Source organism: Cobetia sp. 5-11-6-3 (assembly GCF_013374055.1).
Classification (GTDB): Bacteria; Pseudomonadota; Gammaproteobacteria; order Pseudomonadales; family Halomonadaceae; genus Cobetia; species Cobetia marina.
Window position 1 is genome coordinate 153038 of record NZ_BLWJ01000011.1, and the last position, 20624, is coordinate 173661.

Annotated in this window: 23 protein-coding genes; 19 read left to right on the forward strand and 4 right to left on the reverse strand. The window is 62.9% G+C overall.

Features of this window, described 5'->3' with window-relative positions; all coding sequences use genetic code 11:
* The first annotated feature begins 1 nt into the window (after nucleotide 1).
* The 12 genes from urtC to zigA all read left to right on the forward strand — a co-directional run bounded on the left by urtC (nucleotide 2) and on the right by zigA (nucleotide 10565).
* Nucleotides 2–1171: an urea ABC transporter permease subunit UrtC gene (gene urtC / locus HXS66_RS16095; protein ID WP_176504051.1), complete on the forward strand. Its 1170-nt coding sequence runs from the start codon at nucleotides 2–4 to the stop codon at nucleotides 1169–1171.
* Nucleotides 1168–1995, forward strand: coding sequence for an urea ABC transporter ATP-binding protein UrtD (gene urtD / locus HXS66_RS16100; RefSeq protein WP_084208277.1), 828 nt, complete (start codon nucleotides 1168–1170; stop codon nucleotides 1993–1995). The genes urtC and urtD overlap by 4 nt, the downstream gene beginning before the upstream one ends.
* Before the next feature lie 92 nt (nucleotides 1996–2087).
* Nucleotides 2088–2840 carry an urea ABC transporter ATP-binding subunit UrtE gene (gene urtE, locus HXS66_RS16105; protein WP_176504080.1) on the forward strand — a complete coding sequence of 251 codons (753 nt, stop codon included), beginning with the start codon at nucleotides 2088–2090 and terminating at the stop codon, nucleotides 2838–2840.
* 11 nt (nucleotides 2841–2851) lie between these two features.
* The gene (locus HXS66_RS16110) at nucleotides 2852–3748 is read left to right on the forward strand and encodes an urease accessory protein UreD (protein WP_176504052.1); all 897 of its coding nucleotides are present in this window, start codon (nucleotides 2852–2854) and stop codon (nucleotides 3746–3748) included.
* A 42-nt stretch (nucleotides 3749–3790) separates the two neighbouring features.
* On the forward strand, nucleotides 3791–4093 hold the full coding sequence (gene ureA, locus HXS66_RS16115) for an urease subunit gamma (protein WP_024952521.1): 303 nt from the start codon (nucleotides 3791–3793) through the stop codon (nucleotides 4091–4093).
* An 11-nt stretch (nucleotides 4094–4104) separates the two neighbouring features.
* Nucleotides 4105–4434, forward strand: coding sequence for an urease subunit beta (locus HXS66_RS16120; protein ID WP_054556303.1), 330 nt, complete (start codon nucleotides 4105–4107; stop codon nucleotides 4432–4434).
* Between the two features lie 116 nt (nucleotides 4435–4550).
* Nucleotides 4551–6254, forward strand: a complete 1704-nt coding sequence (ureC, locus tag HXS66_RS16125) for an urease subunit alpha (protein WP_176504053.1) — start codon at nucleotides 4551–4553, stop codon at nucleotides 6252–6254.
* Nucleotides 6255–6315: 61 nt separating this feature from the next.
* The gene (ureE, locus tag HXS66_RS16130) at nucleotides 6316–6909 is read left to right on the forward strand and encodes an urease accessory protein UreE (protein WP_176494430.1); all 594 of its coding nucleotides are present in this window, start codon (nucleotides 6316–6318) and stop codon (nucleotides 6907–6909) included.
* On the forward strand, nucleotides 6899–7600 hold the full coding sequence (locus tag HXS66_RS16135) for an urease accessory protein UreF (protein ID WP_218015197.1): 702 nt from the start codon (nucleotides 6899–6901) through the stop codon (nucleotides 7598–7600). The genes ureE and HXS66_RS16135 overlap by 11 nt, the downstream gene beginning before the upstream one ends.
* 81 nt (nucleotides 7601–7681) lie before the next feature.
* The gene (ureG, locus tag HXS66_RS16140) at nucleotides 7682–8320 is read left to right on the forward strand and encodes an urease accessory protein UreG (protein ID WP_176504054.1); all 639 of its coding nucleotides are present in this window, start codon (nucleotides 7682–7684) and stop codon (nucleotides 8318–8320) included.
* Nucleotides 8321–8424: 104 nt separating this feature from the next.
* Nucleotides 8425–9009: a HupE/UreJ family protein gene (locus tag HXS66_RS16145; protein ID WP_176504055.1), complete on the forward strand. Its 585-nt coding sequence runs from the start codon at nucleotides 8425–8427 to the stop codon at nucleotides 9007–9009.
* A 287-nt stretch (nucleotides 9010–9296) separates the two neighbouring features.
* On the forward strand, nucleotides 9297–10565 hold the full coding sequence (zigA, locus tag HXS66_RS16150; RefSeq protein WP_176504056.1) for a zinc metallochaperone GTPase ZigA: 1269 nt from the start codon (nucleotides 9297–9299) through the stop codon (nucleotides 10563–10565).
* A 123-nt stretch (nucleotides 10566–10688) separates the two neighbouring features.
* Here zigA and HXS66_RS16155 read toward each other — a convergent pair whose 3' ends face one another.
* On the reverse strand, nucleotides 10689–11291 hold the full coding sequence (locus HXS66_RS16155; protein ID WP_200017211.1) for an NADPH-dependent FMN reductase: 603 nt from the start codon (nucleotides 11289–11291) through the stop codon (nucleotides 10689–10691).
* 19 nt (nucleotides 11292–11310) lie between these two features.
* Nucleotides 11311–12180, reverse strand: a complete 870-nt coding sequence (locus HXS66_RS16160) for an EamA family transporter (RefSeq protein ID WP_176504057.1) — start codon at nucleotides 12178–12180, stop codon at nucleotides 11311–11313.
* Nucleotides 12181–12419: 239 nt separating this feature from the next.
* Between HXS66_RS16160 and HXS66_RS16165 the strand changes: the two genes are divergently transcribed.
* Nucleotides 12420–12797, forward strand: coding sequence for a MarR family winged helix-turn-helix transcriptional regulator (locus tag HXS66_RS16165; protein ID WP_240499689.1), 378 nt, complete (start codon nucleotides 12420–12422; stop codon nucleotides 12795–12797).
* Between the two features lie 47 nt (nucleotides 12798–12844).
* On the opposite strand, the gene HXS66_RS16170 is transcribed toward HXS66_RS16165, so the two are convergent.
* Nucleotides 12845–13696, reverse strand: a complete 852-nt coding sequence (locus HXS66_RS16170) for a metal ABC transporter permease (protein WP_176504058.1) — start codon at nucleotides 13694–13696, stop codon at nucleotides 12845–12847.
* Nucleotides 13696–14508, reverse strand: coding sequence for a metal ABC transporter ATP-binding protein (locus HXS66_RS16175; protein WP_176504059.1), 813 nt, complete (start codon nucleotides 14506–14508; stop codon nucleotides 13696–13698). The genes HXS66_RS16170 and HXS66_RS16175 overlap by 1 nt, the downstream gene beginning before the upstream one ends.
* 132 nt (nucleotides 14509–14640) lie before the next feature.
* On the opposite strand from HXS66_RS16175, the gene HXS66_RS16180 reads away from it, so the two are divergent.
* From HXS66_RS16180 to HXS66_RS16205, 6 genes are all read left to right on the forward strand, one after another.
* Nucleotides 14641–15714: a zinc ABC transporter substrate-binding protein gene (locus HXS66_RS16180; RefSeq protein WP_176504060.1), complete on the forward strand. Its 1074-nt coding sequence runs from the start codon at nucleotides 14641–14643 to the stop codon at nucleotides 15712–15714.
* 91 nt (nucleotides 15715–15805) lie between these two features.
* The gene (locus HXS66_RS16185; RefSeq protein WP_136938543.1) at nucleotides 15806–16234 is read left to right on the forward strand and encodes a DUF4440 domain-containing protein; all 429 of its coding nucleotides are present in this window, start codon (nucleotides 15806–15808) and stop codon (nucleotides 16232–16234) included.
* Between the two features lie 140 nt (nucleotides 16235–16374).
* The gene (gene folE2 / locus HXS66_RS16190) at nucleotides 16375–17274 is read left to right on the forward strand and encodes a GTP cyclohydrolase FolE2 (RefSeq protein WP_084208288.1); all 900 of its coding nucleotides are present in this window, start codon (nucleotides 16375–16377) and stop codon (nucleotides 17272–17274) included.
* A gap of 415 nt (nucleotides 17275–17689) precedes the next feature.
* A complete protein-coding gene (locus HXS66_RS16195) occupies nucleotides 17690–18664 on the forward strand; it encodes a TRAP transporter substrate-binding protein (RefSeq protein WP_176504061.1) in 975 nt (324 codons plus the stop codon).
* 3 nt (nucleotides 18665–18667) lie between these two features.
* Nucleotides 18668–19297, forward strand: coding sequence for a TRAP transporter small permease (locus HXS66_RS16200; RefSeq protein ID WP_176504062.1), 630 nt, complete (start codon nucleotides 18668–18670; stop codon nucleotides 19295–19297).
* Nucleotides 19294–20577 (forward strand): TRAP transporter large permease, encoded by a 1284-nt coding sequence (locus HXS66_RS16205; protein WP_084208291.1) that lies wholly within the window; start codon nucleotides 19294–19296, stop codon nucleotides 20575–20577. Before HXS66_RS16200 ends, HXS66_RS16205 begins: the two co-directional genes overlap by 4 nt.
* Nucleotides 20578–20624 lie beyond the last annotated feature (47 nt).

A 20624-nucleotide genomic window follows, 5' to 3' on the forward strand; every position in this document is an offset into this window, starting at 1 on the left:
CATGCCTGATTCACGTTCCTGGCTGGCGCGCCCCTTCACGGAGCGCTCCACCCAGATATTCCTGGCAGTCCTGACACTGTCGGTACTCGCGGTCACGCTGCTGCATGTGCTGCTGCCCGAGAGTAATCCGCTGCATGTCAGCACCTTCACCGTCACCTTGCTGGGCAAGTACCTGTGCTATGCGCTGCTGGCGGTGGCGGTGGATCTCGTCTGGGGCTACCTGGGCATCCTCAGCCTGGGCCACGGCGCCTTCTTCGCGCTGGGCGGTTACGCCATGGGCATGTACCTGATGCGCCAGGTGGGCGACCGCGGCGTGTATGGCAATCCGGAACTGCCGGACTTCATGGTCTTCCTCAACTGGCAGGAGCTGCCGTGGTTCTGGCAGGGCTTTGACATGCCGGCCTTCGCCTTCCTGATGGTGCTGCTGGCACCGGGGCTGCTGGCGCTGGTGTTCGGCTTCCTGGCCTTCCGCTCCCGCGTCACCGGTGTCTATCTCTCCATCATTACCCAGGCGCTGACCTTCGCCTTGATGCTGGCGTTCTTCCGCAACGAGATGGGCTTTGGCGGCAACAACGGCCTGACTGACTTCAAGGACATGCTGGGCTTCGATCTGCGCACGGATGCCATGCGCGTCGCGCTGTTCATCGCCAGTGGCGTGGCGCTGGGACTCGGTTATCTGCTGTGTCGCGGCATCGTCGGCTCCAAGCTCGGGCGCGTGAGCATCGCCTGTCGCGACGCCGAGGCGCGCACGCGCTTTCTGGGCTATCGCGTCGAACGTGTCCAGCTGTTCATCTTCGTGGTCTCGGCGATGCTGGCCGGAGTGGCGGGAGCGCTGTATGTGCCGCAGGTCGGCATCATCAATCCCGGCGAGTTCTCGCCGCTGTTCTCCATCGAGGTGGTGGTGTGGGTGGCGCTCGGCGGCCGCGCGACGCTCTACGGCGCCGTGCTGGGCGCGCTGATCGTCAATTACGCCAAGACGGTGTTCACCGGCATCATGCCGGACGCTTGGCTGTTCGCTCTCGGCGGTCTGTTCGTGCTGGTCACCGTGCTGTTGCCCAAGGGCATCGCCGGCCTGTTCGCCCAGCGTGGCTGGGGTAGGCGCTCGTCGTCCAAGGCGAAGATTGATCCGACGAACGCGACTCGTCCCACCGAGCAGGAGGCCACGGCATGAGCCTGTTGAAAGAGATGGCCACGCGGGATCGCGTGTTCGACTTCCTGACCCCACGCGTCTCGCCGGTGGATGTGACCCACGGGCCGATCCTCTATCTGGAGGATGTCAGTGTCAGCTTCGATGGCTTCAAGGCGATCAACGACCTCAACCTGACCATCGACGATGGTGAGCTGCGCTGCATCATCGGCCCCAACGGCGCGGGCAAGACCACGATGATGGACATCATCACCGGCAAGACGCGCCCCGACAGTGGCTCGGTGTGGTTCGGCAGCCGCCACGATCTGCTGCACATGAGTGAGCCCGAGATCGCCACCCTGGGCATCGGCCGCAAGTTCCAGAAGCCCACCGTCTTCGAGGCGCTCAGCGTGTTCGAGAATCTCGAACTCGCGATGGCCACCGACAAGCGCATCTTCCCGACCCTGACCGCTCGCATGACCGGCGAGACTCGGGATCGGATCGAGGAAGTGCTGCAGACGATTCATCTCAAGGAATGGCATGCGCGCGAGGCGGGCATCCTGTCCCACGGCCAGAAGCAGTGGCTGGAGATCGGCATGCTGTTGATGCAGAAACCGCGTCTGCTGCTGGTCGATGAGCCGGTGGCCGGCATGACCGAGCAGGAGATGGAACGCACCGCGGAGCTGCTGACCAGCCTGGCGGGACGCCAGTCGGTGGTGGTGGTCGAGCATGACATGGGCTTCGTGCGCTCCATCGCGCGCAAGGTCACGGTGCTGCATCAGGGCTCGGTACTGGCGGAAGGCAGCATGGATGAGGTATCGAGCGACCCCAAGGTCGTCGAGGTCTACCTGGGAGAGAGTGACGGATGACGCAAGCGCAGATGACCGATACCCCGATGTCCCCCGCATCGCCGACCCGTGACCCGGCGACGAATGATGCGGCGACGAATGACGTGGCGCCGCTGCTGAGCATCGAGTCGCTCAATCAGTTCTACGGCGAGAGTCATACGCTGTGGGATCTCACGCTGGAGATTCCCGCCGGCCAATGCACCTGCGTGATGGGCCGCAACGGCGTCGGCAAGACCACCTTGATGAAATGCATCATGGGCGAGGAGAGTGTCCGTGACGGCAAGCTCCTGTATCGCGCCGAGGGCGAGGGCGGTAGTGGTGAGAACATCAGTGGCGATGCCAGTGGCCACGAGCCCCTTGATCTGACACGCCGCAAGCTCGAGGAGCGTGCCCGCCTGGGCGTCGGCTATGTCCCCCAGGGGCGTCAGATCTTCCCGATGATGACGGTGGAAGAGAACCTGCGCACCGGGCTGGCCGTACGTCGTGATGGACTGCGCCAGATTCCCGAGCGCATCTATGAGCTGTTTCCCGTGCTCAAGGAGATGCGTCACCGGCGCGGGGGCGACCTGTCCGGCGGCCAGCAGCAACAGCTCGCCATCGGCCGCGCGCTGGTGATCGAGCCGCGGCTGCTGATCCTCGATGAGCCAGGCGAAGGCATCCAGCCCAATATCGTCGCCCAGATAGGCGAGGTCATCCGGCGCCTGATCAAGGAAGACGGCCTGACGGTGCTGCTGGTCGAGCAGAAGCTGCCCTTCGCGCGCAAGTACGCCGATCGCTTCGTGATCATGGATCGCGGCCGGCGGGTGGCCGAAGGCGGGATCGCGGCGCTGTCCGATGAATTGATCAAGCAGCACCTGACCGTATGACGATCCAGCGCATGATTTCCGCAGACGGCGCGACGGATGTCGCGTCCGGCCATCGCTTCGATGATCAGCGTCAGTGGCAGGCCTCGCTGGCGCTGCGCTTCGAGACCGACACCCGCGATGGCGCAGGCCCCATCACGCGACTGACGCGTCGCCGTCATCACGGCCCGCTACGCGTACAGCGCCCTTTCTATCCCGAAGGCCGCCACGGCTGCTGCCATGTCTATCTGCTGCACCCTCCCGGCGGGCTGGTCAGTGGTGATGCGCTGCATATCACGGCAGAGGTTGAGCAGGCCGCGCAGGTGCTGTTGACCACGCCGGCGGCCGCCAAGCTCTACAAGGCGGATCGCAATGGCGTGGCCTGGGGCCAGCATACCCATCTCAAGGTCGCCAACGGCGCCACCCTGGAATGGCTGCCTCAGGAAACGCTGGCCTTCAATGGCTCGCGCGGCGAGCAGACCACCACTCTCGAGCTTGAGGGCAATGCTCGCTGTCTGGGCTGGGAAGTGCTGGCACTCGGCCGGCCCGTCGGTGAGCTGCCCTTCGTCAGCGGACATCTGGAACAACGCTTTCGCCTGACGCGTGACGGCAAGCCAGTGTGGATCGAGCGCCAGTCGCTGGACCCGCTGCATCCGCGCTTCATGGGGCGCTGGGGGCAGGGCGGCTGCAGTGTCCAGGCCACGCTGTGGGCGGTCGGGCTTGCAGATGAGGCGGCGGCCATCGAGGCCCTGCGCGAGGCGATGCCTGCCTCTCCGCGATGGGCGGTGACGCGCCGCGAGGGCGTGCTGCTGCTGCGCTATCTCGGCCATGAACGCAACGAGGCCTGGGCACTGTGCCAGCAGGCATGGCAGATCCTGCGACCACTGATGACGGGGCTTGAGGCACAGGTGCCACGCATCTGGCTGACCTGACCTCGAGAGCCCCCACGCAATGACAACCACAAGAGCCACGACATGGAACTGACGCCAAGAGACAAGGACAAGCTGTTGCTGTTTACCGCAGCGCTGCTGGCCGAGCGCCGCAAGGCCAAGGGCCTCAAGCTCAACTATCCGGAATCCATCGCGTTGATCAGCGCCGAGATTCTGGAAGGCGCACGCGAAGGATTGAGTGTGGCTGAGCTGATGGGGCGCGGGGCAGAGGTGCTGACCCGTGATGACGTGATGGAAGGCATCGCCGAGATGATTCCCGAGGTGCAGGTCGAGGCGACCTTCCCGGATGGCACCAAGCTGGTGACCGTTCACAACCCCATCGTGTGAGGTGAGCAATGATGATTCCCGGTGAATATCAGGTGGCGGACGGCGAGATCTCTCTCTGTGAGGACCGCCTGCGCACCACGCTCTCGGTCGGCAATCGCGGCGACCGACCGATCCAGATCGGGTCGCACTATCACTTTGCCGAGGCCAATCCGGCGTTGGTGTTCGATCGCGAGGCCGCCCTCGGACAGCGCCTGGACATCGCCGCCGGAACGGCGATTCGCTTCGAGCCCGGGCAGACGCGTGACGTCACGCTGATTCCCTTCGCCGGCAGTCGCCATATCTATGGCTTCCGTGGCGAGGTGATGGGACAGCTCAAGGATGACGGCAGTGTCGAGCGCTGAGCGAGCGACGCCCTTTAGCTCAATGTGTCAGGCAATGGCACTGACAGGCATTCAGCTCGGAGCTCGCTCAGCAACTGCAGCTCAGAGATAGAGACTCCGGGATCAAGAGGCAACCCATGAAGATAACGCGACAGGCCTATGCCGACATGTACGGCCCGACCACCGGTGACCGCGTGCGTCTGGGCGACACGGCACTGTGGATCGAGGTGGAGAAGGATTTCACCCATTACGGGGAAGAAGTGAAGTTCGGCGGTGGCAAGGTGATCCGCGACGGCATGGGCCAGAGCCAGCGCGCCGATGACAGCGTGATGGATACCGTGATCACCAATGCGCTGATTCTGGACTGGTGGGGCATCGTCAAGGCGGATGTCGGCCTCAAGTCCGGGCGCATCGCGGCCATCGGCAAGGCCGGCAATCCCGACACCCAGCCTGACGTGGATATCGTGATCGGCCCGGGCACCGAGATCATCGCCGGCGAGGGCAAGATCCTCACCGCTGGCGGTGTCGACCCGCATATCCACTTCATCTGCCCACAGCAGGTGGAAGAGGCGCTGATGAGCGGCATCACCACCATGCTGGGCGGTGGCACGGGGCCGGCCACCGGCACCAATGCCACCACCTGTACGCCGGGGCCCTGGCATATCGGCAAGATGCTGCAGGCGGTGGATAGCCTGCCGATGAACATCGGCTTTCTCGGCAAGGGCAATGCCTCGCTGCCCGAGGGGCTGGAGCAGCAGATAGAGGCCGGCGTGATCGGCCTCAAGCTGCATGAGGATTGGGGCACCTCGCCGGCCTCCATCGATAACTGTCTGACAGTCGCCGATGCCTACGACGTGCAGGTGGCGATCCATACCGACACCCTGAATGAATCAGGCTTCGTCGAGGATACCCTGGCGGCCTTCAAGGACCGTTGCATCCACACCTTCCACACCGAAGGCGCCGGTGGCGGCCATGCGCCGGACATCATCACTGCCTGTTCGCGGCCCAACGTGCTGCCGTCCTCCACCAACCCGACGCGGCCTTACACCGTCAACACGGTGGATGAGCATCTCGACATGCTGATGGTCTGCCACCACCTGGACCCGAGCATCCCCGAGGATGTGGCCTTCGCCGATTCGCGCATTCGCCGCGAGACCATCGCCGCCGAGGACATCCTGCATGATCTGGGTGTCATCTCGATGATGTCCTCGGATTCCCAGGCGATGGGCCGTGTGGGCGAGGTGATCTGCCGCACCTGGCAGACCGCGCACAAGATGCGCGAGCAGCGCGGCCTGCTGGCGGAGGATGCCGAGCGTGGCACCGACAACTTCCGTGCCCGCCGCTATATCGCCAAGTACACCATCAACTCGGCTATCACCCACGGTATCGCCCATGAGGTCGGCTCCATCGAGGTCGGCAAGCTGGCGGATCTGGTGCTGTGGTCACCGGCGTTCTTCGGCGTCAAACCGGCCTGCATTCTCAAGGGCGGCATGATCGCCGCAGCGCCGATGGGCGACCCGAATGCCTCGATTCCCACGCCGCAGCCAGTGCATTACCGCCCGATGTTCGGCGCCTTCGGCAAGGCAGCCAGCGCCACGCGCCTGACCTTCGTCTCCCAGGCGGCACTCAAGGCCGGTGTCGGCGAGGCCCTCGGACTCGACAGCCCGTTGTCCGCCTGTCGCGACGTACGCCAGGTGCGCAAGCGTGACATGAAGCTCAACGATGCCTGCCCGGAGCTCAAGGTCGACCCCGAGACCTACGAAGTCTTCGCCGACGGTGAACTTCTGACCTGTGAGCCTGCCACCGAGCTGCCCCTGGCCCAGCGCTATCACCTGTTCTGAAGACCTGTTCTGAGGGCCTGTTTCAAGTGCCTGTTCTGACTCCCTATTCGAGATTGACGCCATGATGGAACTGATACATCGCCTGCCAGACGCCAGTGGCTCAGGCGACCCAGCGAGCGCTCACACCGAGGCGGAGCCTCTGGATACCTTGACCCTGCCGCTGGAGCTGCGCATCCGCGGGCGGCTGCGTGCCACCACGGACGGCGGGCGCGAGGTCGGCCTGTTTCTGGATCGCGGACCGGTGCTGCGTGACGGCGATCGGCTGGCCTCGCGCGAGGGCGAGGTGATCCGCATCCGCGCCGCGGATGAGCCGGTAGTGACTGCCCACATCGCCGCCGGACGTCCGATGGCGGCGCTCTGCTATCACCTGGGCAATCGCCATGTGCAGCTGGCGATCGGCATGCAGGAAGCCGAGACCGGAGCCGCGATTCAGACCGGCTGGGTGCGCTTCCCGCCGGACCACGTGCTGGAAGCGCTGGCCGAGCGCCTTGGCGCGACCCTCACTCATCACGAGGCGCCCTTTGATCCTGAGCCGGGCGCCTATGCCCAGGCGGGACAGGGGGCTCATTCTCACGATCATGGTCATTCGCACGGGCATGAGCACAGCCACGGTCATTCTCACAGCCACGCCCATGAGCACACGCATGAGCATTGATGCCATGGCGGGCCTGCCGGCTCAGGAGGACCTGGCACTGCTGGGGCTCCTGCAGCTGGTGAGTCCGGCCTTGCCCATCGGTGCCTTTGCCTGGTCCCAGGGGCTGGAAAGTGCCTTCGAACTGGGGTGGGTCACTCAGGAGCAGGAGCTTGGCGAGTGGATCGACGGCGTGCTGGAAGACGGGCTCGGCCGTTGCGAACTGCCGTTGCTGGTGCGCCTGCAGCAGGCATGGGCCGTGGAGGATGTGGCGGCGCTCAATGAGTGGGATGGCTGGCTCAAGGCGACACGCGAAACCGCCGAACTCAGCGATGAGGACGCGCGTCTCGGGGCGGCGCTGCTGCGTCTGCTCAGAAGCCTCGAACGTGAACCGCCAGCGGCGCTGATGCCCGAGACACCGGGCTACGTCACGGTGTTCGCCTGGGTGGCGCATCAGCGTGGGGTGCCACTGCGCCAGACCTTGATCGGCTTTGCCTGGGCCTGGCTGGAAAACCAGCTGGCGGTGGCCTGCAAGGCCATGCCGCTGGGGCATACCGCCGCGCAGCGCCTGACCGAGCAACTGCGCCCCCGCGTGGTGGAGGTCGTCGCACAGGCGCTTGAGCGCCCGGATGCAGCGCTTGGCCCGATACTGCCGGGGCTGGCACTCGCCTCCGCCCAGCACGAAACCCAATATTCCCGTCTGTTCAGGAGTTGAGTGAACGCCGCCTGTCCTGAGGCGGCGGCGCCTGAACCGACCGACACGAACGCCTGATATCTCACGAGAAAGGAAGCTGTCATGAAGCATTGTCTACGCGTAGGAGTGGGTGGGCCGGTGGGCTCCGGCAAGACGGCGCTGTTGCGTCAGCTGTGTCTGGCCCTGCGCGATCACTACGACATCGGGGTGGTCACCAATGACATCTACACCCGCGAAGATGCCGATTTCCTGCTGCGCCATGAAGCACTGGAGGCGGACCGCATTCTCGGCGTCGAGACCGGCGGCTGTCCGCATACCGCGATCCGCGAAGACGCCTCGATGAATCTGGCGGCCATCGATGATCTCCAGGCGCGTCATCCGAACATGGAGATGGTGCTGGTGGAATCCGGCGGTGACAACCTGTCCGCGACCTTCAGCCCCGAACTTTCCGATCTCACGCTCTATGTGATCGACGTCTCGGCAGGCGACAAGATTCCGCGCAAGGGCGGGCCGGGCATCACCAAGTCCGACCTTCTGATCATCAACAAGATCGACATCGCCGAGCAGGTGCATGCCTCGCTTGAGGTGATGGACCGCGACTCGCGCAAGATGCGTGGCGAGCGGCCCTTCGTGTTCGCCAACCTGTATGACGGCGTCGGCCTGGAAGAGATCATCGCCTTCATTCTGGATCGCGGCATGCTGCCGGAGCGCCGCCCGGAAAAGCTGGCCGCACAGGCCTGACGGCGCAACGTTTTCTGCCGCTTGCCAGGAATCCATTGTCTCCCGGTAGTCGACACATGACGGATATCGGGTGAATTCATCATCCTCTTGTTCAGGAATGACACATGAAGCGTTCTCACTCCGCACTGCTGGCCACCTCACTGTTGCTGGTGGCGACCTCGGCCTCTGCACACCCCGGGCATGATGCCCAGGGACTGATGGCCGGCCTGACGCATCCCTTCACCGGGCTGGATCACCTGCTGGCCATGCTGGCCATCGGGATCTGGAGCGCGCGCCAGTCTCGGGTCTTGACGCTTGCCACGCCGCTGCTGATGGTCATCGGCATGCTGACGGGGGCCGGTATTGCGCTTCTCAGCGGTGGACAGGCGCTGCATGCGCTGATCGCGGAGCAGGGCATCCTGCTCTCGGTGCTGGTGTCCGGTGCTCTGGTGGCATTGCTGCTGCGTCTGCCGACTCTGGCTGGCGCCGTCATGGTGGCCGGCTTCATGGCCTTCCACGGCTTCGCCCACGCGCTGGAAATGCCGGCGGCTGGCAGTGCCATGGGTTACATGGCGGGCTTCGTGGTCGCGACACTGGCCCTGGCGTTGCTGGGCCGTGCAGTGGGTCAGCGCCTGATGAGCGTGCCAACCATCGCGTCTCGTCTGGTGGGCGGGGCAGTGATGGCCTCTGCCGTGATGATGGCGGTCTGATCGTCACCTGACATTCTGCTCACGACGAGAAACGCCCCGCTGGCTTGCCAGTGGGGCGTTTTCTTTCTTTCTGATGCTGATGAGACAAGGAGGTGGGGCGGTTCATCAGAAAATGGCTGACGGAAGATTATGTTATAACGTATCATTTACCGCATCTGATGATCGAGAAACCAGCGGTCCCCCACGTCCAGGCACTCACCTGTCCCTCGCCCTGACCCTGCGCCGGCAAGAATGCCTCCAGGCGAAAGCGACGTGGCCAAGACCCTATCCTATCGAGGTACCGCCTGATGACTTCCCCCCGAGTGTCTCCAACGCAATCCCCGTCTCAAGCCCTGTCGCGGCCCCTGCCACAATCCCTGCCAGTCACTGTGCTGTCCGGTTTTCTGGGCGCCGGCAAGACGACACTGCTCAATCACATCCTGGCCAACCGCGAAGGGCGGCGGGTGGCGGTGATCGTGAATGACATGAGCGAGGTCAATATCGACGCCGCCATGGTGCGTGGCGCACCCGGCACAGGCAGCGAGGTGGCGCTCAATCGCGCCGAGGAGCAGCTGGTGGAGATGAGCAATGGCTGCATCTGCTGCACGCTGCGCGAGGACCTGCTCATCGAGGTCCGCCGGCTGGCCGAGGAGGGGCGCTTCGACTGCCTGGTGATCGAGTCCACCGGCATTTCCGAGCCACTGCCGGTGGCGGAAACCTTCACCTTCGAGGATGAGGATGGCCAGTGCCTCTCCGATGTCGCGCGCCTCGACACCATGGTCACCGTCGTGGATGGTGCCAACTTCCTTGCCCAGTATCGCGAGGCGCAGTCACTGGCCGAAGCCGGGGAAAGCCTCGGCGAGGACGATGAGCGCAATGTCGCCGACCTGCTGGTTGACCAGATCGAGTTCTGCGATGTGCTGTTGATCAGCAAGACGGACATGATCGAGGCAACCCAGCTGGATGAGCTGACGGCCGTGCTGCGCTCGCTCAACCCGGAAGCCGAGATTCTGCCCATGGCGCAGGGCGCCGTGCCGCTTTCCAAGGTGCTGGATACCGGTCGCTTCAGTTTCGATCGTGCACAGCAGGCACCGGGCTGGCTGAAGGAGATGCGCGGCGAGCACGTGCCGGAGACCGAGGAGTACGGCATCTCGAGCTTCTCCTACCATGCGCGCGTGCCGTTCCATCCTGAGAAATTTTACCAGCTGCTCCACGGTGACTGGTTCGGTGGCAAGCTGCTGCGCTCCAAGGGCTTCTTCTGGCTGGCCACGCGCCCGCAGTTCGCGGGGCAGTGGAACCAGGCCGGTGGCATCGCCCACTACGGTTTCGGCGGCATGTTCTGGAAGGCGGTACCGAAGGTCGAATGGCCTGAAGACCCCGAGTATCTGGCGTCGATTCAGGAGAAATGGCAGGAGCCCTTCGGCGACATGCGCCAGGAGCTGGTGTTCATCGGCCAGAACCTGGAGGAAGCCCGTATCCGCCAGGCGCTGGACGACTGTCTGCTCGATGACGCCACGCTGCTGGCGGGCAAGGAAGCCTGGCGTGACCTGCCGGACCCGTTCCCCGCCTGGGAATGAGTGATGGGCAGATAGTGCCCGATGACTCTCGCGCACCATGACAACGCCCCACTGATCATTGGTCAGTGGGGCGTTGTCATGGTGGATGAGAAGACGTCAGAGCCAGCCCTGCTGGCCAGAGCATTACATCCCGAAGGCAAAGCTCCTTGAGGGAACGCCCGGCAAGTCTCTTATCGGCGTGAGGGCGCGTGCATAGTGGGCCAGCAGGCTCATGGTGTAGCGGCTCCGAGCCTCGAACGGTTCATCGTGACACAACGAATCAGCATCAATCAGGCTATCGACCTGACGAAAGATCAGCTGCTCCGGAATCAGGCACAGGTGATTGTTCTTTGTCCCGCTCATGCGCAGCTCGGCAATGGGATACACCCCGTTGTCTGCCGCAGATACCCCTGCCAGCAATCCAGCCTTGTGCCCCAGCTCATGTTGGGTGCACAGCATGAGAAAGTTCTTGGCCGCCGGTGTGGCCATGCCATGCCACTCGGGCGTGACCAGAATCACGGCATGGGCTGCCTGCACCCGTTGTCGAAGGTCCGGCATGTCGGACCAATGGCCTACATGACTGTCAAGATCAGTGTCCCACAAGGGGAGTGGTGTCTTGCCAAGGTCAAGAATGTCACAGTCCGCAAAGCCGCTAGAAAGGGCCTGACGTTCCAGAAATCGTGCGCATCGCAGGCTGGCGGATTCAGGGCGTTGACTGGCGACGATGATCATCAGGTGCAAGTTCATGGTGAGTTCCTTGGGAGTGTCATTGGGTAGGTGCAGGTTGGCTGCGTTGAGCGACATGTCGCTTGAGTGAGAATCCGAGAGGGAGTGTCAGGGCCGTGAGAATGCACAAGGTGCCAAGCCATTGAAGCGGTCCGAATGACTCGTCCATCCATAGGAAGCCCAATACCGTCGCGGTCAGCGGACTCAAGGTCCCCAGCAGAGAGGCGGAGAAGGCGGACATTTTCTGGATGCCGGCGAACCAGAGCCCATACCCGAGCACGCCCCCCAGAAGGATCAGGTATCCGTAGCCAAGCAGATGACGAGGATCGAGGGAGGTGGGGATCCCTTCCGACCAGGCAGCCAGGGGGAGCAGCAAGAGCCCGCCGAACACCAGTTGCCAACCAGTCAGGCTCAATTGACTGACGTCGGGCGGACGTGCCCAGCGTTTGCTCAAGACGATGCCGGCTGCCATCGAGAGCGCGCCGAGCAGGGCAAATCCGAGTCCCGCCGGGTCCAGCCCGTTCTGATCGGAAGTGACCAGCAGCACCACACCCCCCACGCCGAAGCCACATTGCAGTACTGCCGTCACGCTGAAGCCGGTGCCTAGCCACCAGCGGCTCAATAGCAGTACCCACACCGCCTGGCTGGCCAGCAGCAGTGCGGCCAGGCTACCGGGAATGCGGTAGGCAGCGGCGAACAGGCAAGTGAAGAACAGCCCGATATTGAGCGTGCCGAGCACCATGGCCTTCAACCACCACCCACCTGTCAGGGTCTGCCGAGTCCAGAGAAGTATGAGTATCCCAGCGGGGATGGCGCGGATGGCCGCTGCAGTGAAGGGGGTATCCAGGGGCAGCAGGGTCTGCGTCACCAGATAGGTGCTGCCCCATATGATCGGGGCCATGGCGGTCATGGCCAGGCTCCTGGCGTTGGTGAGTGGCATAGCTGTCTCTCCTGAAAGTATCTTTCTTAAAAGATATATTTACAGTACTCGCAAATCTCCAGAGATCAAAGTATCTTTTTGAAAAGATATTCAGGAGAGACATGATGACGGATGGTGTGGATCGTATTCTTGCGCAGTGGGAGGTGGCTCGCCCCGACCTGGATTGTCGGCCGATGGGCATTTTCGGACGTCTTCGCCGAGCTGGTCGATTGTTCAGTCCAGCCATGGAGCAGGTGTTCGAGAGGTTTGGCCTGTCTGCTGTCGAGTTCGATATCCTGGCGACACTGCGACGTTCTCGAGAACCGCTGACGCCGACTCAGCTGTATCAGACGTTGATGCTCTCTTCTGGCGCCATGAGCACGCGGATTGATCAGTTGGTAAAGCGAGGGCTGTTGCAGCGACAGGCCAGTGATGAAGATCGGCGTAGCAATCGCGTCGTGCTGACGAAGGAAGGGCGTCATCTGATCGACGATGCCCTGGCGGGGCATGTCGAGAACCTGCATCAGATGGCGAGTGTGCTGGACAGTGAGGAGCAGGAGCAGCTTGCCCGTCTATTGCGCAAGCTGCTAATTGACGCAGAAAAGTAGTCGTCTCGCCATTCGGCGTTCCGGCATCCTGTCAGTGTCTGAGAGGCTCACTCGACTCGCTTTCGTGGATCAGGTGCGTCGGGGGCTGTGCGGGAGGCCAGACGCGAGAGCCGTGCCGATACGCTGCTCAGGGCAAACAGCAGGGCGGCGAGACACACGATGGTGGGGCCGGTGGGCGTATCCAGCCAGTAGGCCGCCTGCAGTCCGCCGGTGGTGGAAATCCCGCCGATGATGGCAGCGGCAACCGCCATGAGTTCGGGGGTGTGGCAGAAGCGGCGTGCCGTGGCCGCCGGGATGATCAGCAGGGCGGTGATCAGAAGCGCCCCGACCACCTTCAGGGCGACCGCGACCACCACGGCCAGCGACAATGTCAGCACCAGCTGCTCGCGTCGCGGGTTGATACCGCTGGCACGCGCCAGGTCTTCGTTGAGCGTGGCGGTGAGCAATGCCGACCAGCGCCAGCGGAGCAGCCCGAGGACCAGCAGGCCGCCTGTGGCGATGATCGCAAGATCCGTCTTGCTGACGGCCAGGATATCGCCGAACAGATAGGCCATCAGGTCGATCCGTACGCCAGGCAGGAAGGAGACGGCGACCAGCCCGAAGGCGAGCGCGGAGTGCGCCATGACGCCAAGCAGGGTGTCCATGGCATAGCCGCGTCCGCTGAGCAGGGTTACCAGCGTCGCCATGATCAGCGAGACGATGAGCACGCCTGCCAGCATCGAGGTGGACATCAACAGTGACAGCGCCACCCCGAGAATCGCGGCGTGGGCCGTGGCATCGCCGAAATAGGCCATGCGCCGCCAGACGACGAAACAGCCCAGGGGCGCTGCCGCAAGCGCCACGGCAATGCCTGCCAGAGCGGCGCGGACCATGAAGTCGTCCATGAGGGCGTCAAGCATCAGTACAATCTCTCTGTGATCGGTGTCGCGGGTGTCGTGAGGGGCTGTGCAGGCGGCACCCTGTCATCCATCGGCGGGGCCGTGTGGCTGTGGTGATGACTGTGTCGATGGCTGTGTCGATGGTCATGTCGGTAGAAGGCGAGGGCGTCAGCGGTATCGAGTCCGAACAGATCCTGATAGGCCGGTGAGGCCATGACGCGCTCTGGCGTGCCCTGGCAGCAGACGTGCCCATGCAGGCAGACGACGCGGTCCGAGGCGCGCATCACCACATGCAGTTCGTGGCTGACCATCAGCACTCCGCAGCCGAGGGTGTGACGGACACGGTCGATCTGACGATAGAAATCCGCGATGCCTCGGTGATCCAGGCCTTGGGTCGCCTCATCCAGCAGCAGGAGATCAGGCGAATCCAGCAGTGCACGGGCCAGCAGAATGCGCTGGAACTGACCACCGGAGAGACTGGCGATCTGCTGAACCTCGGCACCGGGAATGCCGGCCTGCAGGAGGGCATGCGCCACGGCATCCAGCGAGTGTCGATGTGGCAGGTTCAGGAAGCGTTCCACCGTCATCGGCAGCGTCGGGTCAAGGCTCAGACGTTGAGGGACATAGCCGATCTTGAGTCCCGACTCTCGTTGTATCCGACCGTGCGACGGAGCAATGGACCCGATGATGCTGCGAAGCAGCGTGGACTTGCCCGATCCGTTGGGGCCTACGAGGGTGACGATTTCACCGCGTTCCACCTGTAGCTCGATCTCCTCGAGAATGCGGTGCTTGCCGAGGGTGACGCAGAGGTTCTCGATCGATAACAGCGGCATGGGGAGCAGGCCCTTGAAGAATGACAACGTTGACGGTTCAGTGATCGTAAGTGTTATGTTATAACATATTGGGTCGAGGCGGTAGCGTCTCCAAACTTCCTTCCGTGTCATCGCATCTTCTGGAGAACCGTCATGCGCAATCGGTTGCTGCCCTTACTCTCGCTGCCGGTATTGATGCTGCCCGCCGTGGCCATGGCGGAGGTGCCCTCCGTCGCGGTGGACATCCCGCCGGTGCATTCACTGGTCTCGCGCGTCATGGGGGAGCTGGGCAGTCCCGAGCTTGTCATCCAGCCTGGAGCCTCGCCGCATGGCTATTCCATGCGGATCTCGGAGGCCAGGTCACTGGCCGACGCGGATGTCCTGATCTTCGTCAGTGATGACCTGACGCCCTGGCTTGCCAAGGCGCGTGCGTCGCTGGCCGCGGATGCCGACACCCTCGAGCTGATGGAAGTGCCCGGCACCCTTCATCTGCGCTATCGCGAGGGCGCCACCTTCGAAGCGCATCATCATGATGATGAGGTGTCTTTTGAACATGATGAAGTGCATGGCGATCACGAAGAGCATCACGATGGTGATCATGAAGAGCACGGTGACCATGACGAGCATCATGATGGCGGTCACGAAGCCCATGCGGAGCACGACGAGCATCACGACGGCCATGACGAGCACCATGAGCATGCCCACGTTGGCATGAACCCGCATGGCTGGCTGGACCCGATGAATGCGCGTCTCTGGCTGGCGGCGATCGCGGAATCGCTGGCAGCGCAGGACCCGGAGCACGCCGCGACCTATCGCAGGAATGCCCAGACGGGCCAGCGGGAGCTCGACGCCATGACAGAGTCACTGTCAGCGCGTCTGGCGCAAGTTCAGGGCACTCGCTACATCGTCTTCCATGATGCCTACCAGTACTTCGAGCACCGCTTCGATGTCCCCGCGTCCGGTGCCATCTCGCTGGGGGATGCCTCCACGCCCAGCCCAGCGCGCGTCAAGGAGATCCAGACGCGCGTGGCGCGGGACAACATCCAGTGTGTCTTCCGTGAGCCACAGTACAACCCGGCGTTGATCGAGAGTGTCTTCGAGGGGACCGGCGTCAAGACCTCCATCGTCTTCGAGCCGCTGGGTGTCGGGCTGCCGCTGGGCGAGACACTCTATCCGCAGCTGATTAAGCGTCTGGGGCAGGGCATCCTGCGGTGTGCCGACGCCTGAGCGATCACGTGACATCAAGGCGGGGAGGCCGGCAGCCCCCGTCTTTCCTTCCAAATCCTCAAGAGCACCATCCTCAAGGGAGAGCCACTGCATGCCTCATCCGACGTCCCCTCCATTGACGGAACGTGACGCTGAATTCTGCATCAATGCCGCGACTCGCACGCTCGAGCGCTGGGCGATCGCCGTCACGCGTGGGGAAAAGGAAACGCTTCTCTCGCTGTATGCCGAGGACGCGATTCTGGTGCCGACGGTCGCCGATGATGTGCGTGAGAATCGCCAGCAACGGCAGGCCTATTTCGATGGTTTTCTCGCCAATGAGGCGCTGGCCTGCGAGCTGGGTGAGTACTCGCCACGGGTCAGTCGCAAGCTGGGCACCGTGGTGATCGGCGGGCATTACACCTTCGAGTATCGCGTCGCTGACGAGACGGTCACGATCCCGGCCCGCTTTCTGTTCACCTTCGAGGAGATCCTCGGCGAGTGGAAGATCACCGGCCATCACTCCTCGCGACTGGCGGGATGATCCTGCGCTGACGGCGAGCCGTCCGCGCTGTGTTCTTCACCTCTCCTGACACTCCCCCACACTTCGGCGGAACTCAGTGCCTGCCTCCCACCGGCGTGAGGAAGGCGGCACTGATGAGAGCCGCTCTGGATATCTGACGAATGACCGCAATACTCCCCGACGTTTCCCTGACCGAGCGCTCCCGTTCCCTGAGCCCCCTTCAGTGGGTGGGCATGCAGGGCATTGATCTGCCCGTGCTCATCGAGGAGGGCGATTACCGCCGTGAATTGCATGCCCGCGTGGATGCGCAGGTCGACCTGCCGATGCCGCACACCAAGGGCATTCACATGTCGCGCCTCTACCGTCTGCTGGATGGGCTGGCGGAGGGCAAGGCGCTGACCCCCGGCAGTCTGCGGAATGTGCTCGCTGCAATGGTCGAAAGTCATCATGACTGCGCCTCGCGCAATGCCCGCGTGAAGATGACGTTCGCACTGCTGGTGAAGCGTCCGGCGCTAGTCACGCCGGCACTCTACGGATGGAAGTCGTATCCCGTCACGCTGGAGGCCAGTCTGCACGAGGGCAGGTTCACGCTGCAGGCCAGTGTCACGGTTGGCTATTCCTCCACCTGTCCCTGCTCGGCGGCCCTGTCGCGTCAGCTGATCGAGCAGGCATTCCTGGAGGCTCACCGCCATGATGCAACGCTGACCCCAGAGCAGGTCGCCGAGTGGCTCACCCACCATGCCACCCTGGCCACGCCCCACAGCCAGCGCAGTGAAGCGATTGTCCGGGTCACCCTCAAGCCTGAGGCCGAGGATCTAGGGCTGATCGCGCTGATCGATGCCATCGAGCAGGCCGTGGCGACGCCTGTCCAGACGGCCGTGAAACGCGCCGATGAGCAGGCGTTTGCCGCGCTCAATGGTCAGAATCTGATGTTCGTCGAGGACGCCGCGCGCCGCTTGATCAATGGCCTGGCGGTCTCACAGGGTGAGGCGCATGTCCATGTGCGGCATATCGAGAGCCTTCACCCCCATGATGCCGTGGCTTGGGGAGGCGGTGCGTAAGAAGCCCCCCTGCGCCATGGTGAGTGCCAGCTCATGGCCCCGCTGAAGAGACATCGAGGTTGATGTCTTGATCTGTCCAGGCCCTGCCGGCGATGCCGGTGGGGCCTTCGCGTCTGGAGCACCGCCATCAGGTATCATGTGGTTTGCAAAACAGGCCAGATGTTATGGTGTAGAGCGATATATTGCGTATTTGTCTAGACAAAGGTCTATTTCTGCGCCAATTGGATTGACCCTTGAGTCGGAAGGCGTCTAAGTTCTGCTCTATCTGGTATGGTTTGCAGTCCACTTGAGGAAGGCGGCTCTTGCGCGTGAAGCGCTCGAAGCTCCGTCGCCAGCACACGCTCACCGTCCTCAAGCGTCATGCCATACGCGATACGTCCATACCCATAATCAGAACAATCAAAGGGATTCGACAATGAAGCGAGTCATGCTTGCCGCCACGCTGTTAGCCGCCGCCTTGGGTACCACGACCGCGCATGCCGAGAAGATCGTGTTTGCCATCGGGGGAAGTCCCAACAGTCTGCAGGGCCAGACCGCGCAGTACTTCGCCGATAGCCTGCAAGCCCGGCTCGGCGATGAGCATCAGGTCGAGTACTACCACAGTGGGCAGCTGGGGGATGAGCGCCAGCTGATCCAGAAGCTGCGCCTGGGTACGGTCGACCTGGCCGCGATTTCCTCGGTGATGTCGTCCGTGTCACCAAGCTTCGCCCTGTTCGACATGCCGTTCATGGTCAAGGACCGCGAGCACCTCAAGCGCATCGATGACGCGATCGTGATGACGGATCTGGCCGAGGATGCCAAGTCCAAGGGCCTCAAGCTGGTCTCCACCTGGGAGAACGGCTTCCGTCAGATCACCAACAACGAGCATCCGATCGTTGCGCCAGAAGACCTGGACGGGCTGAAGCTGCGTACCCCACAGAGCGAATGGCGGACCGGCATGTTCAACGCCTGGGGCGCCAACCCGACGCCGATGGCCTTCTCGGAAGTCTTCGTGGCGCTGCAGACCGGGGTCGTCGATGGTCAGGAGAACCCGCTGTCCAACATCGATGGCGCCAAGTTCCAGGAGGTGCAGAAGTACCTGTCACTCTCCAATCATGTCTATTCGCCCATCTGGTTGACCAGCAGTCAGGCCGGCTGGCACAAGATGCCCGAGGACGTGAAGGCAGCGATTGCCGAAGTCTCCGCCGAGACCCAGAGCTGGGCCTTCGCCAAGGGTGCGGAGCTTGATGACAAGCTGCTGGCAAGCCTCAAGGCGGGTGGCATGGCCGTCAACGAGGTGGACCGGGATGCCTTCGTCACTGCAAGTGCGCCGGTCTATCAGGCGTTCTCCGACAAGGTCGATGGCGGCCAGGCGCTGGTTGACCGGGCCATGGCACTGGCCAAGGAGTAAGTCATGAGCTCGCATTCCCATGCGGCCAAGGCAACCTTCCCCACCGAGAGTGGGGAAGGACTGACGGCCAAGGCTGACTTGACAGTGCTGGACAGGATCAACCGTGTGGTAGAACGCTGCCTTGAGGTATTTACCGTCGGCCTGCTGTTGTCGCTGACGGTGATCGTGCTGGCGGCAGTGGCCTTGCGTACCTTCGGTGGCTCCTTGCCGTGGTATGATGAGGTCGCCTCGATCAATCTGGCATGGCTCAGCTTCTATGGCGCTTGTCTCGCGGCCTTGAAGCGTTCGCACATGGGCTTTCCCGGCTTGATCACCAAGGCGCCCATCGCACTGCGCAGTACGCTGTTCATTACCTCTGAGCTAATCGTAATCGGATTCTTTGCCGTGGTGGGCTGGTTCGGGTATCAGGTGCTGGACGTGCTGGCCTGGGACTCCCTCATCGCCTTGCCGGCCATCGGTCTGGACGTCACCCAGTCGGTGATTCCGATCAGTGCGGCGCTCTTCATTCTGTGTGAACTGCTGAGTCTGCCTCATGCCTGGCGCAAGATGTGCGCAGGCGTCAACAGCGAAGAGGAAGAGATCGCGGAAGCCATCCGCCTGGCCGAGGAAGACCTCAAGGAGCACCGTTCATGACGCTACTGATCATTATCGCGGCCCTGTTCGCACTGGTGCTGATCAACGTGCCCATCGCGGTTGCCATCGGCACGGTGGGGGTCGTGGGTGTGGTGATCTTCATGGGCGTGGACGCGCTGGTGAACGTGCCGCTGACGCTCTTCAATGGCGCGACCAAGTTTCCGCTGATCGCGATTCCGCTGTTCATCCTCGCCGGTGCGCTGATGAACACGTCAGGCATTTCCATGCGGCTGATCAATCTCGTCACGGCGATGGTGGGGTTCGTGCGCGGTGGCCTGGCCATGGTCAATGTCGGGGTGTCACTGTTCTTTGCCGAGATTTCCGGCTCGGCTGTCGCGGACGTGGCAGCCACGGGGTCGGTACTCATTCCCGAGATGAAGAAGCGCAAGTACACGCCAGAGTTCTCGGCGGCCATCACGTCATCCTCCGCGTCATTGGCGATCATCATTCCGCCGTCGCTGTCGATGATCCTGTATGGCGCCATCGCGGATACCTCCATCGTCAAACTGTTCGTGGCGGGAATCATTCCGGGCCTGTTGGGGGGATTCGGCCTGGCAGTGCTCTGCTACTACTATGCCCGCAAGTACGACATGCCGCGTGAGGCTGCCTTCTCGCTGTCGGCGCTTGGCAAGGCGTTCCGGGAAGCCTTCTGGGCGCTGACGTTGCCGGTCATCATCCTGGGCGGAATCTTCGGCGGCTTCGTGACCGCCACGGAAGGGGCGGGCATCGCCGTGCTGGCGGCGCTGGTCATCGGTGGACTGGTCTATCGCGAGTTGAATCTGCAGGTGCTGTATCGGGCGGTGATCGATGGCGTGATCCAGACGTCCGTCGTCATGCTGCTGGTCGCGACATCAGCCGTCCTGGGGCTCTTCTTGACCGAGATGCAGCTGCCGCAGCAACTGGCGCAGGAAATCACCTCACTGACCACGGACCCGGTGGCGGTGCTGGCGTTGCTCAATATCCTGCTGCTGTTGCTGGGGATGTTCCTGCATGGTGCAGCGGCCATCATCCTGGTCGTGCCGATCGTGATGCCGCTGATCCAGCAGATCGGGATCGACCCGATCCACTTCGGCCTGATCCTGACGCTCAACCTGGCCATCGGTCAGCAGACACCCCCCGTCGCCTCGGTGCTGGCGACCTCCTGCTCGATTGCCAGAACGGACATGTGGGAAACCACCAAGGTCAATCTGCCGATGATCTTCGTGCTCTTCCTGGTGCTGATGCTGGTCACCTACGTGCCGGCGATTCCCATGAGCCTTGTCGAGCACTTCTATGGGTGAGTGTTTGATTGATAGGTAGATAGGTAGATAGGTAGATAGGTAGATAG